Genomic DNA, 22,884 nt, shown 5'->3' with positions numbered 1-22,884 from the left:
CGGTCCGGAGGCTAGCGAAAATTCCCGAGTGCTGCCGATGCCCGCTCTGTACGGTGTGCGTATCCGCAGTTCAGACCACTACTCCAAGGCCACCCACCGTGTTCCTGACCATCACCACCACCGGCACTCCGGAACGTCCGGCCACCGATCTCGGCTTCCTGCTGCACAAGCACCCGGAAAAGGCGCAGGCGTTCTCCACCTCCTACGGCACGGCCCACGTCCTCTACCCGGAGGCGGAGGCCGAGCGCTGCACGGCGGCGCTGCTCCTGGAGGTCGACGCGGTGGCGCTGGTCCGGCGCGGCAAGGGCAAGGGCCGCGGCGGGGCGCCCGACGCGGCACTCGCGCAGTACGTGAACGACCGGCCGTACGCCGCCTCCTCGCTGCTGGCGGTCGCCCTCAGCGCCGTGTTCTCCAGCGCGATGCGCGGCGTGTGCCATGCCCGCCCCGAGCGCGCCGCCGAGGCGCTGCCCCTGTGCATCGAGGTGCCCGCACTGCCCGCCAGGGGCGGCCCGGAGCTGGTACGGCGGCTGTTCGAGCCGCTCGGCTGGGCGGTGACCGTCGAGCCGGTGCCGCTGGACCTGCGGTTCCCCGAGTGGGGTGACTCGCGCTACGTCCGGCTCGTGCTGGAGTCGGAGGCCCTCACCCTCGCCGAGGCCCTGCGCCACCTCTACGTCCTGCTCCCCGTCCTCGACGACGCCAAGCACTACTGGGTCGCCTCCGACGAGGTCGACAAACTGCTGCGCGTCGGAGCGGGCTGGCTGCCGGACCACCCGGAGCAGAAGCTGATCACCAGCCGGTATCTGTCGCGGCGCTGGTCGCTGACCCGGGAGGCGATGGAGCGGCTGGAGCTGGTGCGGCTCGCGGAAGCCGACGACAGCGAGGTCGAGGACATCGACAACGCCGTCGAGGCCGAGAGCGAGACCGAGGAGAAGCCGACCCCGCTCGCCGTGCAGCGCCGGGACGCGATCGTCGCCGCGCTCAAGGCGTCCGGTGCCACCCGTGTGCTCGACCTCGGCTGCGGGCAGGGCCAGTTGGTGCAGGCGCTGCTCAAGGACCCGGCGTTCACCGAGATCGCGGGCGTCGACGTGTCGATGCGGGCGCTCACCATCGCCGGCCGGCGGCTGAAGCTGGACCGGATGGGGGAGCGGCAGGCCTCGCGCGTGAAGCTCTTCCAGGGCTCCCTCGCCTACACCGACAGCCGCCTCAAGGGCTACGACGCCGCCGTGCTCAGCGAGGTCGTCGAGCATGTCGACCTGCCCCGGCTGCCCGCCCTGGAGTACGCCGTCTTCGGCTCGGCGCGCCCGAAGACCGTCCTCGTGACGACCCCCAACGTCGAGTACAACGTCCGCTGGGAGTCCCTCCCGGCCGGGCACGTCCGGCACGGTGACCACCGGTTCGAGTGGACGCGCGAGGAGTTCCGCGCGTGGGCGCGGGCGGTGGCCGAACGGCACGGGTACGGGGTGGAGTTCGTACCGGTGGGGCCCGATGACCCGGAGGTCGGTCCGCCCACCCAGATGGCCATCTTTGTAATGAGCACAGCCGGCATGCCGAGCAACGTGAACGGCGAGAAGGAGGCGAAGGCCGCATGACCCAGGCACCGAACGGGCGCGTCCTGCCCGTCACCGACCTCTCCCTCGTCGTCCTCGTCGGCGCCTCCGGCTCCGGCAAGTCCACCTTCGCCCGCCGGCACTTCAAGCCCACCGAGGTGATCTCCTCCGACTTCTGCCGCGGACTCGTCTCCGACGACGAGAACGACCAGAGCGCGACCCGGGACGCCTTCGACGTCCTGCACTACATCGCGGGCAAGCGACTGGCCGCCGGCCGCCGTACGGTCGTCGACGCCACCAGCGTGCAGCAGGAGTCCCGGCGGCAGCTCGTCGAACTGGCCAAGCGGCACGACGTGCTGCCGATAGCCATCGTGCTCGACGTCCCGGAGGAGGTGTGCGCCGAGCGCAACGCGGCCCGCACCGACCGGGCCGACATGCCGCGCCGGGTCATCCAGCGGCACATCCGCGAACTGCGCCGCTCGGTCCGGCGCCTGGAGCGCGAGGGCTTCCGCAAGGTGCACGTCCTGCGGGGTGTGGAGGAGGTCGAGAACGCCACCGTCGTCACCGAGAAGCGCTTCAACGACCTGACCCACCTCACCGGGCCGTTCGACATCGTCGGCGACATCCACGGCTGCGCCGCCGAACTGGAGTCGCTGCTGGGCAAGCTCGGCTATGTCGACGGCGTGCACCCGGACGGCCGTACCGCCGTCTTCGTCGGCGACCTCGTCGACCGCGGCCCGGACAGCCCGGGCGTGCTGCGGCGCGTGATGTCGATGGTGAAGTCGGGCCACGCGCTGTGCGTGCCGGGCAACCACGAGAACAAGTACGGGCGTCACCTCAAGGGCCGCAAGGTCCAGCACACGCACGGGCTCGCCGAGACCATCGAGCAGATGGAGACCGAGAGCGAGGAGTTCCGCGCGGAGGTACGGGAGTTCATCGACGGGCTGGTCAGCCACTACGTCCTCGACGGCGGCAGGCTGGTGGTCTGCCACGCCGGTCTGCCGGAGAAGTACCACGGCCGTACCTCGGGGCGGGTGCGCTCGCACGCGCTGTACGGCGACACCACCGGGGAGACCGACGAGTTCGGGCTGCCGGTGCGCTACCCGTGGGCGGAGGACTACCGGGGCCGGGCGGCCGTGGTGTACGGCCACACTCCGGTTCCGGAGGCCACCTGGCTGAACAACACCATCTGCCTGGACACCGGCGCCGTCTTCGGCGGCAAGCTGACCGCGCTGCGCTGGCCGGAGCGGGAGCTGGTCGACGTACCGGCCGAGCAGGTCTGGTACGAGCCGGCCAAGCCGCTGCGTTCCGAGGCGCCGGGCGGGCACGACGGGCGGCCGCTGGACCTGGCGGACGTGCACGGGCGCAGGGTCGTGGAGACCCGGCACCAGGGCCGCGTCTCGATCCGGGAGGAGAACGCGGCCGCGGCCCTGGAGGTCATGAGCCGCTTCGCCGTCGACCCGCGTCTGCTGCCGTACCTCCCGCCGACGATGGCGCCGACGGCCACGAGTCACGTCGATGGCTATCTGGAGCACCCGGCCGAGGCCTTCGCGCAGTACGCCGAGGACGGCGTCGAGCGGGTCGCGTGCGAGGAGAAGCACATGGGCTCGCGGGCGGTGGCGCTGGTGTGCCGGGACGCGGAGGCGGCGCGGAAGCGGTTCGGGGTGGACGGCCCGACCGGATCGCTCTACACCCGCACCGGGCGCCCGTTCTTCGACGACGAGTCGGTGACGGAGACGATCCTGGAGCGGGTCCGCGCGGCGGCGACCGAGGCCGGTCTGTGGACGGAGCTGGAGACCGACTGGCTGCTGCTCGACGCCGAGCTGATGCCGTGGTCGCTGAAGGCGGCGGGCCTGCTGCGCTCGCAGTACGCGGCGGTCGGCGCCGCCTCCGGGGCGGCGTTCCCGGGTGCGCTGGCCGCGCTGGAGGGCGCGGCGGCGCGTGGTGTCGACGTGTCGGACCTGCTGGCGCGCCAGCGCGAACGGGCGTCGGACGCGGCCGCGTTCACGGAGGCGTACCGGCGCTACTGCTGGACGACGGACGGCCTGGACGGCGTACGCCTGGCCCCGTTCCAGATCCTGGCGGTCCAGGGCCGCAGCCTCGCCGCGCTCCCGCACGACGAGCAGCTCGCGCTCCTCGACCGGCTGGTGGAGCACGACGGCAGCGGACTGCTGCAGACCACCCGACGGCTGTACGTCGACACCGGGGACCCGGAGTCGGTCCGGGCCGGCGTCGACTGGTGGCTGGAGATGACGGGCCGCGGCGGCGAGGGCATGGTCGTCAAGCCGCTGGGCGCGGTGGTGCGCACCGGCGAGGGCCGTCTGGTGCAGCCCGGCATCAAGTGCCGGGGCCGCGAGTACCTGCGGATCATCTACGGTCCGGAGTACACGCGCCCGGACAACCTGGCCCGCCTCCGGCAGCGGTTCCTCAACCACAAGCGGTCGCTCGCCGTCCGCGAGTACGCGCTGGGTCTGGAGGCCCTGGACCGGCTGGCGGAGGGCGAGCCGCTGTGGCGGGTGCACGAGGCGGTGTTCGGGGTGCTGGCGCTGGAGTCGGAGCCGGTGGACCCGCGGCTGTGACGGTCAGCCGACGAGCCGCAGCCGCTCCCGGCACACGCCGACCCGGACCGTCTGCCCCCAGGTCAGCTCGACCGCGTCCGTCTCCATGCCGTCCCCGAAGGCGACGAGCCGCTCGGACTCGACGGTGAGGTGGAGGCGGGTCGCGGCGGTGGGTTCCCCGGCCAACAGTGACGTACCGGTCGCCGGGGACGGCCAGGCCTCGCGGACGTACCACAGCAGCCGGGCCTCGGTCGGGGCGGGGAACCGCAGCCGCCCGCCCCGCTCCTGCCATACCGACCGGATCCAGCCGGTCGCCCCCGTCCCGGTGCCGATGAGCACCCCGGACGAGGCCTGGGCCTCGACGACACCCCCGTCGTCCTCCAGGCCCAGGCGGTATCTGGCCGTCTGGTGTCCGACGGCGCCCAGGTAGATCTCGTTGAGTGCCACGAGCCGCTGTGTGTCGTCGGCGACGGCCTCGACCATGGTGAGTTCGTCGAAGCGGCCGTTTCCGGATTGCATGGACGCGAACAATCTGGCCGCGTCCACCGGGCGGTGGCGCACCAGCACGCCCGGGTTGCGGCCGGGGTCTAGGTGACCGTCGCCTGTACGGCCACGTCCTGGAAGTCGGACGTACGGGCGTGGAAGGTCATCGCCGGCTCGCGGTCGTCGACCGGCACTTCGGAGATCGCCGCGGTCAGCGCACGGAACCAGAAGCTGAGCCCCGGGCCGTCGTGCAGCAGCCTGCCGCCGCGCAGATGGCGCAGGCCCAGGCGCCGGGTGATGTCGGCCATGGAACCCCCTCGTTCTCGTCATAAGGACGATAATCGAGGGTGGCGGTTTTCGTCAAGAGGACGAAAAGAAGAGGGTGGCAAGTGGGGGGTGAATGCGGTTCCCGATGGTCAGGATGGAGGCATGGCATTCCATGTCGACTCCGAGGCCGGGCGGCTGCGCCGCGTCATACTGCACCGGCCGGATCTCGAGCTCAAAAGGCTCACCCCCAGCAACAAGGACGCCCTGCTCTTCGACGACGTGCTGTGGGTGCGCCGGGCGCGCGTCGAGCACGACGGGTTCGCGGACGTGCTGCGCGACCGCGGGGTCACCGTCCACCTGTTCGGCGACCTGCTCACCGAGGCCCTGGAGATCCCGGCGGCCCGCACGCTCGTCCTCGACCGGGTCTTCGACGAGAAGGAGTACGGGGTGCTCGCCACCGACCACCTCCGTGCCGCCTTCGAGGGCCTGCCCTCCCCCGAACTGGCCGAGGCTCTGGTCGGCGGCATGACCAAGCGGGAGTTCCTGGATTCGCACCCCGAGCCGACCTCCGTGCGCTTCCATGTCATGGAGCTGGACGACTTCCTCCTCGCCCCCCTGCCCAATCACCTCTTCACCCGTGACACCTCCGCCTGGATCTACGACGGCGTCTCCGTCAACGCCATGCGCTGGCCCGCCCGGCAGCGGGAGACCGTGCACTTCGAGGCGATCTACCGGCACCACCCGCTGTTCCGTGACGAAACGTTCCACGTCTGGTCCGAGGGCCAGGCCGACTACCCCTCCACCATCGAGGGCGGCGACGTCCTGGTGATCGGCAACGGCGCCGTGCTCATCGGCATGAGCGAGCGGACGACCCCCCAGGCCGTCGAGATGCTCGCCCACAAGCTGTTCGCCGCCGGGTCGGCGCAGACCATCGTGGCCCTCGACATGCCCAAGCGGCGTGCGCTGATGCACCTCGACACCGTGATGACGATGGTCGACGGCGATGTCTTCACCCAGTACGCCGGGCTCGGCATGCTCCGCTCGTACACCATCGAGCCGGGCGGCGGCGACAAGGAGCTGAAGGTCACCGACCATCCGCCGGAGCACATGCACCGGGCGATCGCCGCCGCGCTCGGGCTCAGCGAGATCCGCGTCCTGACCGCGACGCAGGACGTCCACTCGGCCGAGCGCGAGCAGTGGGACGACGGCTGCAATGTGCTCGCCGTCGAGCCGGGTGTCGTGGTCGCCTATGAGCGGAACTCCACCACCAACACGCATCTGCGCAAGCAGGGCATCGAGGTGATCGAGATTCCGGGCAGTGAGCTGGGGCGGGGGAGAGGTGGGCCGCGGTGCATGAGCTGTCCCGTCGAGCGGGCACCCGTATATTAATTCTGAATGTCGTATAGACTTCCAGAGTCCCTTGTACTCGTACCTCTGGAGCGCCCCCCATGGCGACTGTCCCGACCGCCCTCGCCGGCCGCCACTTCCTCAAGGAGCTCGACTTCACCGAGCAGGAGTTCCTCGGGCTGATCGAGCTGGCCGCGGAGCTGAAGGCCGCGAAGAAGGCCGGGGCCGAGAGGCAGTACCTGCGGGGCAGGAACATCGCGCTGATCTTCGAGAAGACCTCGACGCGCACACGCTGCGCGTTCGAGGTCGCGGCCGCCGACCAGGGGGCCTCGACGACGTACCTCGACCCGTCCGGCTCGCAGATCGGGCACAAGGAGTCCGTGAAGGACACCGCGCGTGTGCTCGGGCGGATGTACGACGGGATCGAGTACCGCGGGGACAGTCAGGCGAAGGTGGAGGAGCTGGCGGCGTACGCGGGCGTGCCGGTCTACAACGGGCTCACCGATGACTGGCACCCGACCCAGATGCTGGCCGACGTGCTGACGATGACCGAGCACTGCGCCAAGCCCCTCAAGGAGATCGGCTTCGCGTACCTCGGTGACGCCCGCTTCAACATGGGGAACTCGTATCTGATCACCGGTGCGCTGCTCGGCATGGATGTGCGCATCGTCGCGCCCAAGGAGTACTGGCCCGGCGACGACGTCGTGGCCCGGGCCCGCAAGCTGGCGCAGGCCAGCGGCGCGGTCATCGCGCTGACCGAGGACGTCGCCGACGGTGTCCGCGGCGCCGACTTCGTCGCGACCGATGTGTGGGTGTCCATGGGGGAGCCGAAGGAGGTGTGGGACGAGCGGATCGCCGCGCTCGGCCCCTACGCGGTGACCATGGACGTCCTGCGGGCCACCGGCAACCCGGACGTGAAGTTCCTGCACTGCCTGCCGGCGTTCCACGACCTCGGTACGAAGGTCGGTCTGGAGATCTTCGAGAGCCATGGGCTGGAGTCGCTGGAGGTGACCGACGAGGTCTTCGAGTCGGAGCACTCGGTGGTCTTCGACGAGGCGGAGAACCGGATGCACACGATCAAGGCGGTTCTGGTGGCGACGCTGGGCTGAGCCGCTGGCTACAGCGGGCGGCGCTGGGCCGGCACGACCGGCAGCCTGAACCACACCGCCTTGCCGGAGGCCGTCGGGCGATGGCCGCAGGACGAGCTGAGGGTGCGGATCAGGAGCAGCCCTCGGCCGTGTTCCTGCCACGGGTCGGGGGCGCCTTGGGCGGGGTGGGTCAGATCGCCGGGCGGGGCCGGGTCCGGGTCGTGCACCTCGACCTGGCAGATCGACGGCAGCAGCTCCACCACCAGCTCTATCGGGCCGCTGCCCGCGGTGTGCTCCACGGCGTTGGCGACCAGCTCCGCGGTGAGCAGCTCCGCCGTGTCGCTGTCGGCGGCGAACTCCAGCTCGGCCAGCGCCGTACGGATCACCGCGCGTGCCACGGGCACGGCCGCGGTGGTGTGCGGCAGCGCGATGCGCCATGAGGCAGAGGCGGGGGAGCGATCGTGCAAGGCGGGTCCGTTCATGAGCAGGCTGTCCTGCTTTCAACCTTATGAATGGTACGGCGACACCTCGCGGGAACGCTCGGCGGGCGCCGTTCGGGACCTGTGGCCCCGACTGATGGGCGGCTTACCCAGGTGAACGGACGGCCTCGCACGGCTGATCCCGCCGTTACGCGGGCGTCGACGAGCCGTGACGTATGTGACCGGACGGGGTCACACCCGATCGGCTTATCGCGCAGTCGTGACGACAGTCAAAGTTGAGTGATAGCTTCGAGGGGTAGAGCTCGGAGGGTAGAGCTCAGTGAGGCAGTGCCCGCGCCGTCCGCCCGAGGAGGCCGCACGTCATGAGTCCCTTCACCGGCTCCGCCGCCCGCACCTCCGACTGGAAGCATCTGCGGGTCGAGCACACGGACGGAGTCGCCACCGTCACCCTCGCCCGCCCCGAGAAACTCAACGCGCTCACCTTCGGCGCCTACGCCGACCTGCGCGATCTGCTCGCCGAGCTGTCCCGGGAGCGGGCGGTACGAGCCCTGGTGCTGGCCGGCGAGGGCCGCGGTTTCTGCTCCGGCGGCGACGTCGACGAGATCATCGGCGCGACCCTGTCCATGGACACCGCCCAGCTCCTCGACTTCAACCGGATGACGGGACAGGTCGTGCGGGCGGTACGGGAGTGCCCGTTCCCGGTGATCGCGGCCGTGCACGGGGTGGCGGCGGGAGCGGGGGCCGTACTGGCGCTCGCGGCCGACTTCCGGATCGCCGACCCCACCGCACGCTTCGCCTTCCTCTTCACCCGGGTCGGCCTGTCCGGCGGCGACATGGGTGCGGCATACCTACTGCCGAGGGTGGTGGGGCTGGGCCATGCGACCCGTCTGCTGATGCTGGGGGAGCCGGTCCGAGCGCCGGAGGCCGAGCGCATCGGTCTGATCAGCGAACTGACGGACGAGGGCCAGGTCGACGAGGCCGCCCGGACCCTGGCCCGCCGCCTGGCCGACGGCCCGGCACTGGCGTACGCCCAGACGAAGGCCCTGCTCACGGCGGAGCTGGACATGCCGCTGGCGACGGCGGTGGAGATGGACGCGTCGACGCAGGCGCTCTTGATGAACGGCGAGGACTACGCGGAGTTCCACGCGGCGTTCAAGGAGAAGCGCCCTCCCCAGTGGAGGGGGCGGTGATCATGCCAACCAAAGGGGCGCGGGGCGGTATTGAATATGCGGCTACCGCGGCGCGGGCGCGACCAGCCACAGTGGGCCCGCAGCCGCCGACGAAACCCAGCCACCCCCTACGCGTCGCGATCATCGGCGGCGGCCCCGGCGGCCTCTACGCCGCCGCCCTGCTCAAACGCCTCGACCCGGCCCGCGAGATCACCGTCTGGGAACGCAACGCCCCCGACGACACCTTCGGCTTCGGAGTGGTCCTCTCCGACGAGACCCTGGGCGGCATCGAACACGCCGACCCCGTCGTCTACGAGGCCCTCCAGTCGCACTTCACCCGCTGGGACGACATCGACATCGTCCACCGAGACACCCGCCACACCTCCGGAGGACACGGCTTCGCCGCCCTCGGCAGAAAACGCCTCCTGGAAATCCTGCACACCCGCTGCCGCGACCTCGGCGTGGAGCTCCGCTTCCGCACGGAGGCCCCGTACCCGGCCTGGCTGGCCGAGACATACGACCTCGTCATCGCCGCGGACGGTGTGCACAGCACCACCCGCGAGGCCTACGCCCATGTGTTCCGCCCCCATGTGGCCGAACACCACTGCCGCTACATCTGGCTCGCCGCGGACTTCGCCTTCGCATCCTTCCGCTTCGAGATCGCCGAGACCGAGCACGGCGTGATGCAACTGCACGGCTACCCCTACGCCGCCGACGCCTCCACCGTCATCGTCGAGATGAGCGAGGAGGTGTGGAACGCGGCCGGATTCGACGAAGTCACCCCGCAGGAGTCCGTCCAGCGCTGCGCCAAGATCTTCGCGGAAGCGCTCGGCGGGCGGCCCCTGAAGTCCAACAAGTCGGCCTGGACCACCTTCCGCACCGTCGTCAACGAACGCTGGTCGAACGGCAACATCGTGCTGCTCGGCGACGCCGCCCACACCGCCCACTTCTCCATCGGCTCCGGCACCAAGCTCGCCGTCGAGGACGCCCTCGCGCTCGCCGCCTGCCTGGAGGAACAGCCCTCCCTGGAGCGGGCGTTGGCGGCGTACGAGGAGGAGCGCAAGCCCGTCGTCGCCTCCACGCAGCGCGCCGCCCGGGCCAGCCTGGAGTGGTTCGAGAACCTCGACCGCTACCTCGACCAGCCGCCGCGCCAGTTCGCCTTCAACCTGCTCACCCGCAGCCGTCGCGTCACCCACGACAATCTGCGCCTGCGCGACGCCCGCTTCACCGAGGCCGTGGAGCGCGACTTCGGCTGCCCGCCCGGCACGCCCCCGATGTTCACCCCGTTCCGGCTGCGCGGCCTGACCCTGCGCAACCGGGTCGTGGTGTCCCCGATGGACATGTACTCGGCCACCGACGGCGTCCCCGGCGACTTCCACCTGGTCCACCTCGGCTCCCGCGCCCTCGGCGGCGCCGGCCTGGTGATGACCGAGATGGTGTGCGTCAGCCCCGAGGGACGGATCACCCCCGGCTGCACCGGCCTCTACACCGGCGGACAGGGCGATGCCTGGAAGCGGATCGTCCGGTTCGTGCACGAGCAGGCGCCCGGCACCGCGATCGGCGTACAGCTCGGGCACAGCGGCCGCAAGGGCTCGACCAGGCTGATGTGGGAGGGCATCGACGAGCCGCTGGAGGACGGCAACTGGCCGCTCGTGGCCCCGTCCCCCATCCCGTACAAGCCGTACAGCCAGACCCCGCGCGAACTGACCCGCTCCCAGCTCACCGACATCCGCGAGCAGTTCACCGCGGCCGCCCGGCGGGCCGCCCGAGCCGGCTTCGACCTCCTCGAACTGCACTGCGCGCACGGCTATCTGCTCTCCGGCTTCCTCTCCCCGCTCACCAACCGGCGCACCGACGCCTACGGCGGCACCCTGGAGAAACGACTCCGCTTCCCGCTCGAGGTCTTCGACGCCGTACGGAGGGTATGGCCGGAGGAGCGGCCCATGACCGTCCGTATCTCCGCCACCGACTGGGCCGAGGGCGGCACCACCGGCGAGGACGCCGTCGAGATCGCCCGTGCCTTCGCCGCGCACGGCGCCGACGCGATCGACGTGTCGACCGGTCAGGTCGTGGCCGACGAGCGGCCCGAGTTCGGACGGTCGTACCAGACCCCGTACGCGGACCGGATCCGTCACGCCACCGGCCTGCCGGTGATCGCGGTCGGCGCGATCTCGTCCTGGGACGACGTCAACTCCCTGATCCTGGCGGGCCGCACGGACCTGTGCGCCCTGGCCCGCCCCCACCTGTACGACCCGTACTGGACGCTGCACGCGGCGGCCGAGCAGGGCTACGACGGTCCGGGTGTCGTCTGGCCGGCCCCGTACCGTGCCGGCAGCCGGCGGCCGCAGACGGGGCGTACGGACGCGCCGAAGCCGAGGCTCACGCTGGGGAGTTGAGGACCGCCATGCCGGCGGTGAGCGTCGTGCCGTCGGCCGGGTCGATCAGGAGGAACGCGCCGGTGCGGCGGGAGAGCGCGTAGTCGTCCAGAGCGAGCGGCTCGGCGGTGCGCAGGGTGGCACGGCCCAGGTCGTTCGCGAGCAGCTCGGAGGCGCCGCACAGGTTCCGTACGACGGCCTTGACCGTCCTGGTCGTGTGCCGGACCAGAACCCGGTCGCCGACCCGCAGCGGGCGGTCGGCCAGGTGACAGACGGCCGCGATGACGTCCCGGGTGAGCGCGGGGACGCGTCGACACCGGCGGTGATCATGTCGCCGCGCGAGACGTCCCGCTGGTCGGCGAGGCGCACGCTGATCGACTGCGGGGCGACCGCTTCCTCGGCGGCCTCACCCAGCACGTCGATGCCGGCGATCTCCGTGGCCCCGCCGGACGGATGGACCGTGACCCGGTCGCCCACGCGCAGCGAGCCGGACGCCAACTGGCCCGCGTAGTGCCGGGCCTCGCCGTGCCGGATGACGTACTGGACGGGGAAGCGGGCGGGCCCGTCGGCGGCGTCCACACCGACCGGCACGCTCTGCAGGAACTCCAGCAGCGCCGGGCCCGGGTACCAGTCCATGTGGGCCGAGCGCTCCACGACGTTGTCGCCATCGCGGACCTGCTGCGCGTCCCGCTCGCCGCACACCTCGACCGGCGTGGCCACATGCACCTCGATGTACGGTGTCCCGGACGCCTCGTGCCGCTTGCGGACGGCCTCGCGGCTGTCGGCGTACGGGGCGATGACCGGGACGACGGACAGCACGCCGTTGCGCGCGAGCACCTCCGAGACCAGGCCGATGCGCTGCACATTGGTGTCGCGGTCCGCCCGCGAGAAGCCCTCTTGCCCGCGCTCGGCAGCCCCGTCAGCCAGACCGTGGCCCCCTGGGTTCTTGACGTGGTGGTCATGCGCAGCAGTCCTCATTCCTCACCTGCGGACGACCCGATGGACGCTAGGTAGGAAACTTGAGAAGAGGCGCAGAGGAACCTGAGGGTTCCGTTAGTGGCGCATGATGTGCCCGAGGTCACAGCCCGGCGTAGGTTGCTCCCGCGTCCCGCAGACGCTCGTGCAGCCCCCGGAAGACGGCGGCCGAGCGCGCCCCCGGCCAGTCCTCGGGCAGCAGCCGGGCGGGCAGCCCGGGGTCGGTGTACGGCAGATGGCGCCAGGAGTCCAGGGCGAGGAGGTAGTCGCGGTACGCCTCCTCGGGCGGGGTGTCCGCCCGTCGCTCCCAGTCGCGCAGCACGCGCGCGTGGCGGTCGAGGAACGCGTCGTGCTCCTTGGCGATCGCGGCCAGGTCCCACCAGCGGGCGACGGCCTCGGCGGTCGGCGTGAAGCCGAGGTGCTCGCCGCGGAAGAAGTCGACGTACTCCTCCAGACGCAGCCGCTGGAGGGTGTGCCGGGCCTCCTCGTAGAGCCGCGCGGGCGCGATCCACACGCCCGGGGCCGCCGTCCCGAAGCCGAGCCCGGCCAGCCGGGAACGCAGCACATGGCGCTTCTGCCGCTCCGACTCCGGCACCGAGAACACCGCGAGCACCCAGCCCTCGTCGCCGGGCGGCGCGGTGGCGTAGATGCGCCGGTCGCCGTCGTCGAGCAACTGGCGGGCGTCCGGCGACAGTTCGTACCCGGCCGCGCCCTGTGCCGTGCGGGCCGGCAGCAGCAGCCCGCGCCGCTTGAGCCGGGACACCGACGACCGTACGGAAGGGGCGTCCACGCCGACCGCGGCCAGCAGTCTGATCAGCTCGGCCACCGGCACCGGGCCGGGCATGTGGCGGCCGTAGGCGCCGTAGAGCGTGACGATGAGAGACCGTGGTGCATGCTGGTCGGACACGTTGATCATCTTAGGTCGTACGGATCACTGCCGGTCACCCCGTGGGGGATCGCCGTCGCGCAGCCGGAACCGCTGGAGCTTGCCGGTCGCGGTGCGCGGCAGCGCGTCCAGGAAGACGACCTCGCGCGGGCACTTGTACGGCGCCAGCTCGGCCTTGACGAACGCCCGCAGCGCCTCCGCGTCCCGTCGCGCACCGTCCCTGAGCACCGCGTATGCCACCACGACCTGGCCGCGTGCCTCGTCGGGCCGCCCCACCACCGCCGTCTCCAGCACGTCCGGGTGGCGCAGCAGCGCCTCCTCGACCTCGGGGCCCGCGATGTTGTAACCGGCCGAGATGATCATGTCGTCCGCGCGGGCGACGTAGCGGAAGTAGCCGTCACTCTCCCGGACGTAGGTGTCGCCGGTGATGTTCCAGCCGTGGCGCACGTACTCGCGCTGGCGCGGGTCGGCGAGATAGCGGCAGCCGACGGGTCCGCGTACGGCCAGCAGCCCGGGCTCCCCGTCGGGCAGGTCCCGGCCGTCGCCGTCGACCACGCGCGCGTGCCAGCCCGGTACCGGCATCCCGGTCGTCCCGGGCCGGATGTGCTCGTCGGCCGCCGAGATGAAGATGTGCAGCAGCTCGGTGGCGCCGATGCCGTTGATGATGCGCAGCCCGGTCCGCTCGTGCCAGGTCTGCCAGGTGGCGGCGGGCAGGTTCTCGCCCGCGGAGACACAGCGCCGCAGGGAGGAGATGTCGTGCGAGTCGAGCTCGTCGAGCATCGCGCGGTACGCCGTCGGGGCGGTGAACAGCACGGACACCCGGTGCTCGGCGATCGCGGGCAGCAGCTGCTTGGGGCCGGCCTGTTCGAGGAGGAGGGAGCTGGCGCCGGCCCGCATCGGGAAGATGACGAGCCCGCCGAGGCCGAAGGTGAAGCCGAGTGGGGGACTGCCGGCGAAGACATCGCCCACATGTGGTTGCAGCACATGTTCCGAGAAGGTGTCGGCAATGGCGAGCACATCCCGGTGGAAGTGCATACAGCCCTTGGGGCGGCCGGTGGTCCCGGAGGTGAAGGCGATGAGGGCGACGTCGTCGGCCGCCGTGTCCGCGGCGGGGTACGGGGTGTCGGGCGCCGGGAGGCGCAGCAGGTCGTCCGGCGCGTCGCCGCCGTACGTCGCGATGCGCAGGCCGGGTATCTCGGCCTTGGCGAGGTCGTCGACCGCGCGGACGTCGCACAGCGCGTGCCGCACCTGAGCCATCTCGCACATGGTCCGCAGCTCGTGCGGCCGCTGCTGGGCCAGCACCGTGACGGCGACGGCGCCCGCCTTGAGCACCGCCAGCCAGCAGGCCGCCAGCCACGGTGTGGTCGGGCCGCGCAGCAGCACCCGGTTGCCCGGGACGACGCCGAGCTGGTGGGTGAGCACATGTGCCAGCCGGTCCACGCGGGCGCGCAGTGTGCCGTACGTCCATGTGTCGCCGGACGGGGTGTGGAACACGGGCCGCTCGGCGTCGGGGCCGGTGAGCAGTTCGGCGGCGGCGTTGAGCCGTTCGGGGTAACCCAGGCCCGGCAGGTCGAAACGGAGCTCGGGCCACTCGTCGGGCGGTGGCAGATGCTCGCGAGCGAAGGTGTCGACGTGGGCGGAGCGGTGCAGACCGGCCATGGTGGTTCGCCCCCTTGCCTTGTGGGCTGCCTTACGGGCGTCGTGCTTGTGGGCGTCGTGGTGGGCTCGCACGGGGAGCGTATCGTGTTGGTGACGACAGTCAATGGGGCGCGATATCGTCGGAAGGACCCGTCGGGAAGGTCCATCGAGTGGGTCCGTCGCGGACGGCCCGCAGGGAGGTCGGCAATGCCCGCATTCTCACTCGATCCGCCACAGGCCGCCTGGTGTGCGGAACTGCGCACCCTGGCCGCCGAACGGCTGCGCCCGCTCGCCGAGAAGGGCGAACCCGGGCACGTCAACCGCCCCCTCGTCGCCGAACTCGGCCGACTGGGCCTGCTGGAGCGGCTGTTCACCTCCGGAGCGCTCGATCTGTGCCTGATGCGGGAGTCCCTCGCCCACGCCTGCACGGAGGCCGAGACCGCCCTCGCCCTCCAGGGCCTGGGCGCCCACCCGGTGCACGCCCACGGCACCGCGGCCCAGCGGGAACGCTGGCTGCCCGACGTGGCCGAGGGCGGCGCGGTCGCGGCCTTCGCGCTGAGCGAGCCGGGGGCCGGGTCGGACGCGGCGGCGCTGGAGCTGCGCGCGGAGCCGGAGGCCCCGGGTGCCGGCGGCCCCGCCCGCTGGCGCCTCACCGGCGAGAAGTGCTGGATCTCCAACGCCCCCGAGGCCGACTTCTACACCGTCTTCGCCCGCACCACCCCCGGCGCCGGCGCCCGCGGCGTCACCGCCTTCCTGGTCCCCGCCGACCGTCCCGGCCTCACCGGCGCGGGCCTCGACATGCTGTCCCCGCACCCCATCGGCGCCCTCACCTTCGACGCCGTCCCCGTCACCGCCGACGACGTGCTCGGCGAGCCGGACCGGGGCTTCCGGGTCGCGATGGGCACCCTCAACCTCTTCCGGCCCAGCGTCGGCGCCTTCGCCGTCGGCATGGCACAGGCGGCCCTGGACGCGACCCTCGCGCACACGGACCGACGGGACGCCTTCGGCGGCAAGTTGAAGGACCTTCAGGCGGTCGCCCACCAGGTCGCCGAGATGGCCCTGCGGACGGAGGCGGCCCGTCTGATGGTGTACGCAGCGGCCACGGCGTACGACGAAGGCGCCCCCGACGTCCCGAAACGCGCCGCGATGGCGAAACTGCTCGCCACCGAGACCGCGCAGTACGTCGTGGACAAGGCCGTCCAGCTGCACGGCGCCCGCGCCCTGCGCCGCGGCCATCTGCTCGAACACCTCTACCGCGAGGTGCGCGCCCCGCGCATCTACGAGGGCGCCAGCGAGGTGCAACGCGGCATCATCGCCAAGGAGTTGTACGCGACCGTGGAGGCCGCTCAGTGAGCACCGAGCGCGTCAACCCGCCCGATCTCTCCCCGCCCGCCGGCTTCTCCCACGCGGTCGTCGCCACCGGCTCACGGGTCGTCTTCCTGGCCGGTCAGACCGCCCTCGACACGGACGGCAAGGTGACCGGCGACACCCTCCCCGAGCAGTTCGAACGGGCGCTGACCAATCTGCTGGCCGCGCTCACCGCGGCCGGCGGCACCCCCGCCGACCTCGCCCGGGTCACCGTCTACGCGACCGACGTCGCGGCGTATCGCACCCGGGCCGCAGAACTCGGCCGCATCTGGCGGGAGTTGGCGGGCCGCGACTACCCGGCGATGGCGGTCGTCGAGGTGGTGCGGCTCTGGGACGAAGCGGCGATGGTGGAACTCGACGGGTTCGCGGTGCTGCCGTAGCACCCGCTCATTCGACGGGCTCCCTCATTCGACGGTTCGCTCGTTCGACGGTTCGCTCGTTCGACGGGTTCGCTCACGCGGCCATCGCCAGGCGCGCGGCCGGCACCCGGTGCGGGGCGATCACGCGGCCGTCGGGCAGCAGCTCGCCGCTGTCGTCGAACACGATGGCGCCGTCGCACAGCAGGCTCCAGCCCTGCTCGGGGTGTGCGGACACCACATGTGCGCCGCGGTCGTCGGAGGCAGGGCACGAAGGCTGGTGGGAACACATGGCGCACCTCCACATAGGGCGGACGAGCTGTGTGGGTCGTCCATATGGGTAGACCATCCTCCCCTCGCGGACTCATCGGAACGGCCTCCTGGGAACCGTGACAACACGCGGACAACTCTCTGACCGATCCACGAAGGTCGGGGCGGACTCGCCACCGAAGGGGTGACGGTCACGTCCCCGGGCGCACCCGCCGGGTACCAGTGGAAGGCCCCACTCCGCTCACCCGGGAGGTCATCCCATGCCCCTGCGCCCCGCTCTCGCCACCGCTGCCGGCGCCGCCCTGATCCTGCTGGTCGCCGCGCCCTCGGCGCCCGCCGACTCCGACGCCAAGGCCGAGCCCAAGGAGACCGTGACCGTCGACGGCTCGGCCGTCATGGCCGCGGACGGCACCGTCACCGTCTCCGGCACCTACAAGTGCGTCGACAGTACGGGGCCCACGTTCGTGAGCGCCTCCGTCGGCCAGCGGGCCTCCACCAACCGGTACGCCATCGGCGGCACCGTCGCCGTGTGCGACGGCAAGGAGCACCGCTGGGAGAACGAGAGCAGGCCCTCCCCGTCCACCCTCAAGCACGGCAAGGCGGACGTCGAGGCCACCATCGTGGAACTCCGCTCCGCGGACATCCTGGGCGGCCTGCCCCTGCCGCACTTCCACGCCGTACTGAAGAAGAACGTCACCCTGTCGAAGGCGTGACACGGGTGCCCGTACGGGGACCGGCGTCAGGACGACCCGGTCTCCGCACGGGCCGCCAGGTCCGGCGCGATGCCGGTGATCATGTCCTCCTGCCCGCCGACGATCCGCCGGCGCCCCACCTCGTCGAGGATGCCGCGGGTGCCGGCCCAGGGCGGGCCGCCGCCGTCTCGGCATGGCGCGGGAAGCCGGAGTACACGCCCGCGTAGCCGAGGCTGAGGGTCTCGTACCGGATCGTCGGCCGCGTCCATCAGGGGAACAGGTCGCAGACGTGGTCCAGCCCATGAGGTCGGCGACCGCGACGCAGGCTTTGAAGTCGACCGTCCGCAGCACGTCGACGACCGTGCACGCGGGGTCCGGCAGGTCGCGCCCGAGGACGAGCGCCACCTCGGCCTTCGCCTTGGGCCGCAGCAGCCGACCGGCGGGCACCGCACCGCCGTCCGGTACGGCCATGACCGCGAACAGCGCGCCGAAGTCGGGGCGGTCGACGTCGGCTTGACCTGCGCGAGGGCGGATGAGGGCGGAGCGCTTCGGCGCCGGTGCGTCCCCTCCGCCTTCGGTGCGAACCGGAACCGAAGTGCCACGTCCGACCCCGCCGACGGTGGCTTTGCGCCGCGCCGCGAGGGCACGGTCCCCGGCATGCGGCGCGGGCGATCGTGGAGCCCCGATGGGGGCGCCGGCACGAGGACGGACTGCGGCCCGGTTCCCCTCGCTTCGAGCCTGTTCGTTTCCGTGCGGGACTGGAACGCGCCGTGCGGGACCCCCCGGCGGCAAGTCCGGGTACGACTTTCGTCGGACGCCAGTGCGACGAACGGATGCTGTGGGACTGACCATCGGCCCCTACCGTTGGCGTGTGAATCTGACGACGATGGCCCGTGACGTCCGAGAACACCTGGTCGCGGCGGGGATGTGGTCCCGGCGGCGGATCGTCGGCGAGGCGGTTCTGGCCCCCGTACTGGCCCTGCTGGCGACGCTGAGCGTGCTCGGCGACGGCGTGTTCGCAATGGCCGCCGTGGCGGTGGTCGCCCTCGCACTGTCCCTGCTGCGGCGGGCGTTCCCGGCGAGCGTGCTCGTTCTCACCGGCGCGATCACCGGTGTGTTCAGCGGATTCTGGGCCCTGTTGATGGTCGCGGGCTGGTCGGCTGGCCCGAGGATCAAGGCGCCGCGGCGGGCCCTCGCGGCGTTCGCGGTCTCCTACGTCCTCTACGCAGGGCTGTCCGCGCTGCAGGAGCGCTCAGGCCTCTACGCGGCGCAGACACTGGTGTTCACCACCCTCGCCTTCCTGGCGACGACCGTCGTGCCCGGCCTCGCCGCCCGCTACCGCACCCAGCGCCGCACGCTCATGCACGCGCTGCACGAGCACAACGCCCAACTGCTGCGCGAACGCGAGATGATCGCGTCCCACACACGGCTGCGCGAGCGGCAGCGGATAGCCCAGGACATGCACGACAGCCTCGGCCACCAACTGGCGCTGATCGCCGTGCACACGGGCGCCCTCGAGGTGGACCGGACGCTGACGGACGGCCAGCGCGAGGCGGTCGGGGTACTGCGGCAGGCCTCGGTGGCCGCGATGCACGAACTGCGCGAGGCCGTGGGCATCCTGCGCGACGGCACCCACGCACCGGAGCAGGAGAGCGAATCGGCGGCCGCCACCCGGGGCGTGGCGGGGATCGACGGCCTGGTGGAGGCGTCACGGGGCGCGGGGGCTGACGTGAAGCTGCGACGCGAGGGCGAGGTGCGGTCACTCGCCCCCGCCGCCGACCACGCTGCGTACCGGATCGTGCAGGAGGCGCTGACCAACGCGCTGAAGCACGCGCAGGGCGCGTCGATCACCGTGGAACTTCGGTACGAGCCGGACTCGCTGGTGGTCGAGGTCGCCAACAGCCCGGCTCCCGCCCCGGCCGGCGGCGGGCAGCGGGTCGTGGTGAGCGGCGGGCAGGGGCTGACCGGGTTGCAGGAACGCGCCCGGCTGGTCGGCGGGATGGTGCACGCCGGACCGGTGGTCGGGGGCGGGTTCCGGGTGGCGGGCGTCCTGCCGTACGGCCCCCAGCGCTCGGCCTCGCCGGACGGTTCGCCGGAGCCCTCGCCGACAACCTTCGTAGCTGCGGGGAACGACTTCCGGGGGCAGAGGGACGGGGCGCCGTCCGGCGACGGTGGTGAGGTCATCGACTGGTCCGGATCGCCGGACAGACAGAAGGAGCTCGACCTCGCCATGGGCAAGAAGAAAAAGGGCGTCGCGATCGGATGCACCGTCGCTGTGGTGGTCGTCGTCGGCCTCGTGGCACTGGCCGCCGTGGCTTTCGTCGCGTTGGTGAACGAGAGCGACAAGGCCATGATCGAGCCGTCCGTCTACAAGTCGGTGAAGGTCGGCGACGCCGAGACGGACGTACGCGACAAGCTCCCGGACGGCAAGTCGTTCCTCACCGAGGGGCTGGACACCGAGGGGCCCGCACAGCCGAAGGGTTCCAGCTGTCTGGTCCTGATGTCGACGGAGATACCGGACAGCCTGGACGACGAGCCGGTCTTCCGGTTCTGCTTCAAGGACGGAAAGCTGATCGAGAAGCGGTCATACACGGTCAAGTCGTAGTCGTAGGGTGTGCTTTGGGCCGTGAGTATGGTTGTCGCGTCCTACGCGTCCATCGAAAGCCTGCGGGAGAGCTGTGATCAGGGTCCTCGTCGCGGATGACGAACCGCTCATCCGGGCGGGCATCAGGATGATCCTCACCTCCGCCGACGACATCGACGTCGTGGCGGAGGCCGGCAACGGGCGCGAGGCCGTCGACCTGGTCCGCGCCCACGCCGTCGACGTCGCCCTGCTCGACATCCAGATGCCAGTACTGGACGGCCTGTCCGCCCTCGCCGAACTGCGCCGGGCCGCGCCCACCGTGCGCCCGCTCATCCTGACGACCTTCGGCGAACGCGAGAACGTGCTGCGCGCCCTCAGCCACGGCGGGGCGGGCTTCCTGCTCAAGGACTCGGCACCGGGCGAGCTGATCCAGGCGGTACGGGCGGCCGCGGCCGGCGACGCGTATCTGTCCCCGGCCGCCACCCGGCACGTCGTCGACTCCCTCGCCTCGGGCCGGGCCGCGGCCCGCACCGAAGCGGCACGACGCCGGCTGCAGTCCCTCAGCGCCCGCGAACTCGAGGTCCTCGCCCTCCTCGGCGAGGGCCTGTCCAACGCCGACGCCGGCGAACGGATCCACGTCAGCGAGGCCACGGTCAAGACGTACGTCAGCCGCATCCTGACCAAGCTGGAGTGCGAGAACCGGGTCCAGGCGGCGCTGCTGGCGCGGGACGCCGGGCTCGGGGCGGCACCGTGAGCGCCCGGTACGACCGCTGGAACCGCCCGGAATCGCCGGCAACTTCCTGGGCGGCGCGATCGTGTCCCGCCGTCCCCGCGCCACCTTCGGCCTCGCCGCCGCCCTGATCGCGGGCGCCACCCTGCTGCTGCCGGTGCTCGGCCGCTGGGAGACCGGCGCGGTGGCCCTGCTGATCGTCTGGGGTGTCGCATACGGCGCCGTCCCCGTCTCGTCGCAGACGTGGTTCGCCAAGGCGTCCCCCGCGTCACCCGAGGCGGCCTCGGTGCTGTTCACCGCATCCTTCCAGGCGACGATCTCCACCGGCGCGCCGGCCGGAGGAGTGGTCGTGGACCACTCCTCCCCGTCCACCGTCATGGTGCTCGGCGGCACCACGGCCACGTTCATGGCCGTGGCCGTGTGGGCGCACTTCGCCCGACGCCTGACCTGGCCGGACCGCACCTGAACCCTGCCGAGGCGTCACGTGTCAGATGTCCCGAAAGATCTCGATCTGCGCCCCGATCGAGTTCAGCCGCTCGGCGAGATCCTCGTAACCCCGGTTGATGACATACACGTTCCGCAGCACGGACGTGCCCTCCGCCGCCATCATCGCCAGCAGCACGACCACCGCGGGCCGCAGGGCGGGCGGGCACATCATCTCGGCCGCGCGCCAGCGGGTCGGGCCCTCGACCAGGACGCGGTGCGGGTCCAGCAACTGCAGTCGTCCGCCCAGGCGGTTGAGGTCCGTGAGATAGATCGCGCGGTTGTCGTACACCCAGTCGTGGATGAGGGTCTTGCCCGAGGCGACGGCCGCGATGGCCGCGAAGAACGGGACGTTGTCGATGTTCAGGCCCGGGAACGGCATCGGGTGGATCTTGTCGATCGGCGCCTCCAGCTTGGAGGGCCGGACCGTGAGGTCCACCAGTCGCGTACGGCCGTTGTCGGCGAAGTACTCGGGTGTGCGGTCGTGGTCGAGGCCCATCTCCTCCAGGACCGCCAGCTCGATCTCCAGGAACTCGATCGGCACCCGGCACACCGTCAGCTCCGACTCGGTGACCACGGCGGCGGCCAGCAGGCTCATCGCCTCGACCGGGTCCTCGGACGGCGAGTAGTCGACGTCGGCGTCGATGGTCGGTACGCCGTGCACGGTGAGCGTGGTGGTGCCGATGCCCTCGACCCGGACGCCGAGCGCCTCCAGGAAGAAACACAGGTCCTGGACCATGTAGTTGGAGGAGGCGTTGCGGATGACGGTGACGCCGTCGTGCCGCGCGGCGGCCAGCAGCGCGTTCTCGGTCACGGTGTCGCCGCGCTCGGTCAGCACGATCGGGCGGTCGGGGCGTACGGCACGGTCGACCATGGCGTGGTACTGCCCCTCGGTCGCCGCGACGTCCAGGCCGAAGCGGCGCAGGGCGATCATGTGCGGCTCGATGGTCCGCGTGCCGAGGTCGCAGCCGCCGGCGTAGGGCAGCTTGAAGTGGTCCATGCGGTGCAGCAGCGGTCCGAGGAACATGATGATCGAGCGGGTGCGCACGGCGGCCTCCGCGTCGATCGCCGCCATGTCCAGCTCGGCGGGCGGCACGATCTCCAGGTCGACCCCGCCGTTGATCCAACGGGTGCGTACGCCGATGGAGTTGAGCACCTCCAGGAGGCGGTACACCTCTTCGATGCGGGCGACGCGGCGCAGCACCGTGCGCCCCTTGTTGAGCAGCGAGGCGCACAGCAGGGCCACACAGGCGTTCTTGCTGGTCTTGACGTCGATCGAACCGGACAGTCGACGTCCGCCGACGACCCTCAGATGCATCGGACCGGCGTACCCCAGCGACACGATCTCGCTGTCCAGGGCTTCACCGATTCGGGCGATCATCTCAAGGCTGATGTTCTGGTTGCCGCGCTCGATGCGATTGACTGCGCTCTGAGAGGTGCCGAGCGCCTCGGCGAGCTGCGTCTGTGTCCAGCCCCGGTGTTGCCGGGCGTCACGGATGAGCCTGCCGATGCGTACGAGGTAGTCGTCTGCCATGAGGTTGAGGTTATCTCAGATATGAGATGGCACATTCCGAGGGGGCCATTCGGGTGACACCTCGTCAATGCCGCCTGGCGGTACGGGTGCGACG

General features: G+C 71.4%; 16 protein-coding genes and 6 pseudogenes. 12 read left to right on the top strand and 10 right to left on the bottom strand.

The features are described from left to right. Window positions 1–98: 98 nt before the first annotated feature. On the top strand, window positions 99–1,589 hold the full coding sequence (locus IM697_RS33385; protein ID WP_194039810.1) for a 3' terminal RNA ribose 2'-O-methyltransferase Hen1: 1,491 nt from the start codon (window positions 99–101) through the stop codon (window positions 1,587–1,589). Beyond that, the gene (locus tag IM697_RS33380) at window positions 1,586–4,126 is read left to right on the top strand and encodes a polynucleotide kinase-phosphatase (protein ID WP_194039809.1); all 2,541 of its coding nucleotides are present in this window, start codon (window positions 1,586–1,588) and stop codon (window positions 4,124–4,126) included. The genes IM697_RS33385 and IM697_RS33380 overlap by 4 nt, the downstream gene beginning before the upstream one ends. Window positions 4,127–4,129: 3 nt before the next feature. On the opposite strand, the pseudogene IM697_RS33375 reads toward IM697_RS33380, so the two are convergent. Both IM697_RS33375 and IM697_RS33370 read right to left on the bottom strand, forming a co-directional pair. Next, window positions 4,130–4,693, bottom strand: a pseudogene (locus IM697_RS33375) (hypothetical protein); the annotation flags it as partial. 2 nt (window positions 4,694–4,695) lie between these two features. After that, window positions 4,696–4,896, bottom strand: a pseudogene (locus IM697_RS33370) (SPFH domain-containing protein); the annotation flags it as partial. A gap of 121 nt (window positions 4,897–5,017) precedes the next feature. On the opposite strand from IM697_RS33370, the gene IM697_RS33365 reads away from it, so the two are divergent. Together IM697_RS33365 and argF are read left to right on the top strand one after the other, a co-directional pair. After that, complete coding sequence (locus tag IM697_RS33365; RefSeq protein WP_194039808.1) at window positions 5,018–6,244, top strand: arginine deiminase; 1,227 nt, start codon at window positions 5,018–5,020, stop codon at window positions 6,242–6,244. A gap of 59 nt (window positions 6,245–6,303) precedes the next feature. After that, window positions 6,304–7,311 carry an ornithine carbamoyltransferase gene (argF, locus tag IM697_RS33360; RefSeq protein WP_194039807.1) on the top strand — a complete coding sequence of 336 codons (1,008 nt, stop codon included), beginning with the start codon at window positions 6,304–6,306 and terminating at the stop codon, window positions 7,309–7,311. A gap of 8 nt (window positions 7,312–7,319) precedes the next feature. Here the strand turns inward: argF and IM697_RS33355 are convergent, their stop codons facing one another. Then, the gene (locus IM697_RS33355) at window positions 7,320–7,772 is read right to left on the bottom strand and encodes an ATP-binding protein (RefSeq protein WP_194039806.1); all 453 of its coding nucleotides are present in this window, start codon (window positions 7,770–7,772) and stop codon (window positions 7,320–7,322) included. A gap of 320 nt (window positions 7,773–8,092) precedes the next feature. Between IM697_RS33355 and IM697_RS33350 the strand changes: the two genes are divergently transcribed. After that, window positions 8,093–8,920, top strand: a complete 828-nt coding sequence (locus IM697_RS33350) for an enoyl-CoA hydratase family protein (RefSeq protein WP_194039805.1) — start codon at window positions 8,093–8,095, stop codon at window positions 8,918–8,920. Window positions 8,921–8,922: 2 nt separating this feature from the next. Beyond that, window positions 8,923–11,295: a bifunctional salicylyl-CoA 5-hydroxylase/oxidoreductase gene (locus IM697_RS33345; protein ID WP_228044279.1), complete on the top strand. Its 2,373-nt coding sequence runs from the start codon at window positions 8,923–8,925 to the stop codon at window positions 11,293–11,295. Here IM697_RS33345 and IM697_RS33340 read toward each other — a convergent pair. The 4 genes and pseudogenes from IM697_RS33340 to IM697_RS33325 form a co-directional block, all read right to left on the bottom strand. Continuing rightward, window positions 11,279–11,940 (bottom strand): annotated as a pseudogene (locus IM697_RS33340) (elongation factor 1-alpha C-terminal domain-related protein); the annotation flags it as partial. The gene IM697_RS33345 and the pseudogene IM697_RS33340 sit on opposite strands and share 17 nt — an antisense overlap. Window positions 11,941–12,009: 69 nt before the next feature. Next, window positions 12,010–12,252 (bottom strand): annotated as a pseudogene (locus IM697_RS33335) (adenylyl-sulfate kinase); the annotation flags it as partial. A 100-nt stretch (window positions 12,253–12,352) separates the two neighbouring features. Next, entirely contained in the window at window positions 12,353–13,165 is an 813-nt protein-coding gene (locus IM697_RS33330; RefSeq protein WP_194039803.1) for a PaaX family transcriptional regulator, read from the bottom strand. Between the two features lie 15 nt (window positions 13,166–13,180). Beyond that, entirely contained in the window at window positions 13,181–14,794 is a 1,614-nt protein-coding gene (locus tag IM697_RS33325) for an AMP-binding protein (RefSeq protein ID WP_228044278.1), read from the bottom strand. A gap of 186 nt (window positions 14,795–14,980) precedes the next feature. Here IM697_RS33325 and IM697_RS33320 point away from each other — a divergent pair, with 186 nt between their 5' ends. Together IM697_RS33320 and IM697_RS33315 are read left to right on the top strand one after the other, a co-directional pair. Further along, a complete protein-coding gene (locus IM697_RS33320; protein ID WP_194039802.1) occupies window positions 14,981–16,126 on the top strand; it encodes an acyl-CoA dehydrogenase family protein in 1,146 nt (381 codons plus the stop codon). Further along, complete coding sequence (locus tag IM697_RS33315; RefSeq protein ID WP_194039801.1) at window positions 16,123–16,521, top strand: RidA family protein; 399 nt, start codon at window positions 16,123–16,125, stop codon at window positions 16,519–16,521. The genes IM697_RS33320 and IM697_RS33315 overlap by 4 nt, the downstream gene beginning before the upstream one ends. Window positions 16,522–16,594: 73 nt before the next feature. On the opposite strand, the gene IM697_RS33310 is transcribed toward IM697_RS33315, so the two are convergent. Next, complete coding sequence (locus IM697_RS33310) at window positions 16,595–16,789, bottom strand: DUF5999 family protein (RefSeq protein WP_194039800.1); 195 nt, start codon at window positions 16,787–16,789, stop codon at window positions 16,595–16,597. Window positions 16,790–17,027: 238 nt separating this feature from the next. On the opposite strand from IM697_RS33310, the gene IM697_RS33305 reads away from it, so the two are divergent. Next, a complete protein-coding gene (locus tag IM697_RS33305) occupies window positions 17,028–17,480 on the top strand; it encodes a DUF6299 family protein (protein WP_194039799.1) in 453 nt (150 codons plus the stop codon). 26 nt (window positions 17,481–17,506) lie between these two features. Here IM697_RS33305 and IM697_RS33300 read toward each other — a convergent pair. Then, window positions 17,507–17,789, bottom strand: a pseudogene (locus IM697_RS33300) (4-hydroxy-2-oxovalerate aldolase); the annotation flags it as partial. 556 nt (window positions 17,790–18,345) lie between these two features. Here IM697_RS33300 and IM697_RS33295 point away from each other — a divergent pair. The 3 genes and pseudogenes from IM697_RS33295 to IM697_RS33285 all read left to right on the top strand — a co-directional run. Next, on the top strand, window positions 18,346–20,064 hold the full coding sequence (locus IM697_RS33295; protein WP_228045064.1) for a sensor histidine kinase: 1,719 nt from the start codon (window positions 18,346–18,348) through the stop codon (window positions 20,062–20,064). A gap of 73 nt (window positions 20,065–20,137) precedes the next feature. Next, entirely contained in the window at window positions 20,138–20,797 is a 660-nt protein-coding gene (locus IM697_RS33290; protein ID WP_194039798.1) for a response regulator transcription factor, read from the top strand. Window positions 20,798–20,825: 28 nt separating this feature from the next. Further along, a pseudogene (locus IM697_RS33285) lies at window positions 20,826–21,239 on the top strand (MFS transporter); the annotation flags it as partial. Between the two features lie 21 nt (window positions 21,240–21,260). Here IM697_RS33285 and IM697_RS33280 read toward each other — a convergent pair. Further along, entirely contained in the window at window positions 21,261–22,790 is a 1,530-nt protein-coding gene (locus IM697_RS33280; RefSeq protein ID WP_194039797.1) for a helix-turn-helix domain-containing protein, read from the bottom strand. Between the last annotated feature and the right edge of the window lie 94 nt (window positions 22,791–22,884).

It is taken from the genome of Streptomyces ferrugineus, assembly GCF_015160855.1.
Lineage (GTDB): Bacteria > Actinomycetota > Actinomycetes > Streptomycetales > Streptomycetaceae > Streptomyces > Streptomyces ferrugineus.
The sequence above is the reverse complement of the archived record's forward strand: the minus strand, read 5'-3'. Positions and strand labels throughout refer to the sequence as shown.

What these genes read in the sequence shown, in the direction of transcription:
- IM697_RS33380 (WP_194039809.1), top strand. Translation starts at nt 1,586, where the DNA reads ATGACCCAGGCACCGAACGGGCGCGTCCTGCCCGTCACCGACCTCTCC.
- IM697_RS33365 (WP_194039808.1), top strand. Translation starts at nt 5,018, where the DNA reads ATGGCATTCCATGTCGACTCCGAGGCCGGGCGGCTGCGCCGCGTCATA.
- argF (WP_194039807.1), top strand. Translation starts at nt 6,304, where the DNA reads ATGGCGACTGTCCCGACCGCCCTCGCCGGCCGCCACTTCCTCAAGGAG.
- IM697_RS33355 (WP_194039806.1), bottom strand. Translation starts at nt 7,772, where the DNA reads ATGAACGGACCCGCCTTGCACGATCGCTCCCCCGCCTCTGCCTCATGG.
- IM697_RS33350 (WP_194039805.1), top strand. Translation starts at nt 8,093, where the DNA reads ATGAGTCCCTTCACCGGCTCCGCCGCCCGCACCTCCGACTGGAAGCAT.
- IM697_RS33345 (WP_228044279.1), top strand. Translation starts at nt 8,923, where the DNA reads ATGCCAACCAAAGGGGCGCGGGGCGGTATTGAATATGCGGCTACCGCG.
- IM697_RS33330 (WP_194039803.1), bottom strand. Translation starts at nt 13,165, where the DNA reads ATGATCAACGTGTCCGACCAGCATGCACCACGGTCTCTCATCGTCACG.
- IM697_RS33325 (WP_228044278.1), bottom strand. Translation starts at nt 14,794, where the DNA reads ATGGCCGGTCTGCACCGCTCCGCCCACGTCGACACCTTCGCTCGCGAG.
- IM697_RS33320 (WP_194039802.1), top strand. Translation starts at nt 14,981, where the DNA reads ATGCCCGCATTCTCACTCGATCCGCCACAGGCCGCCTGGTGTGCGGAA.
- IM697_RS33310 (WP_194039800.1), bottom strand. Translation starts at nt 16,789, where the DNA reads ATGTGTTCCCACCAGCCTTCGTGCCCTGCCTCCGACGACCGCGGCGCA.
- IM697_RS33305 (WP_194039799.1), top strand. Translation starts at nt 17,028, where the DNA reads ATGCCCCTGCGCCCCGCTCTCGCCACCGCTGCCGGCGCCGCCCTGATC.
- IM697_RS33295 (WP_228045064.1), top strand. Translation starts at nt 18,346, where the DNA reads ATGGCCCGTGACGTCCGAGAACACCTGGTCGCGGCGGGGATGTGGTCC.
- IM697_RS33280 (WP_194039797.1), bottom strand. Translation starts at nt 22,790, where the DNA reads ATGGCAGACGACTACCTCGTACGCATCGGCAGGCTCATCCGTGACGCC.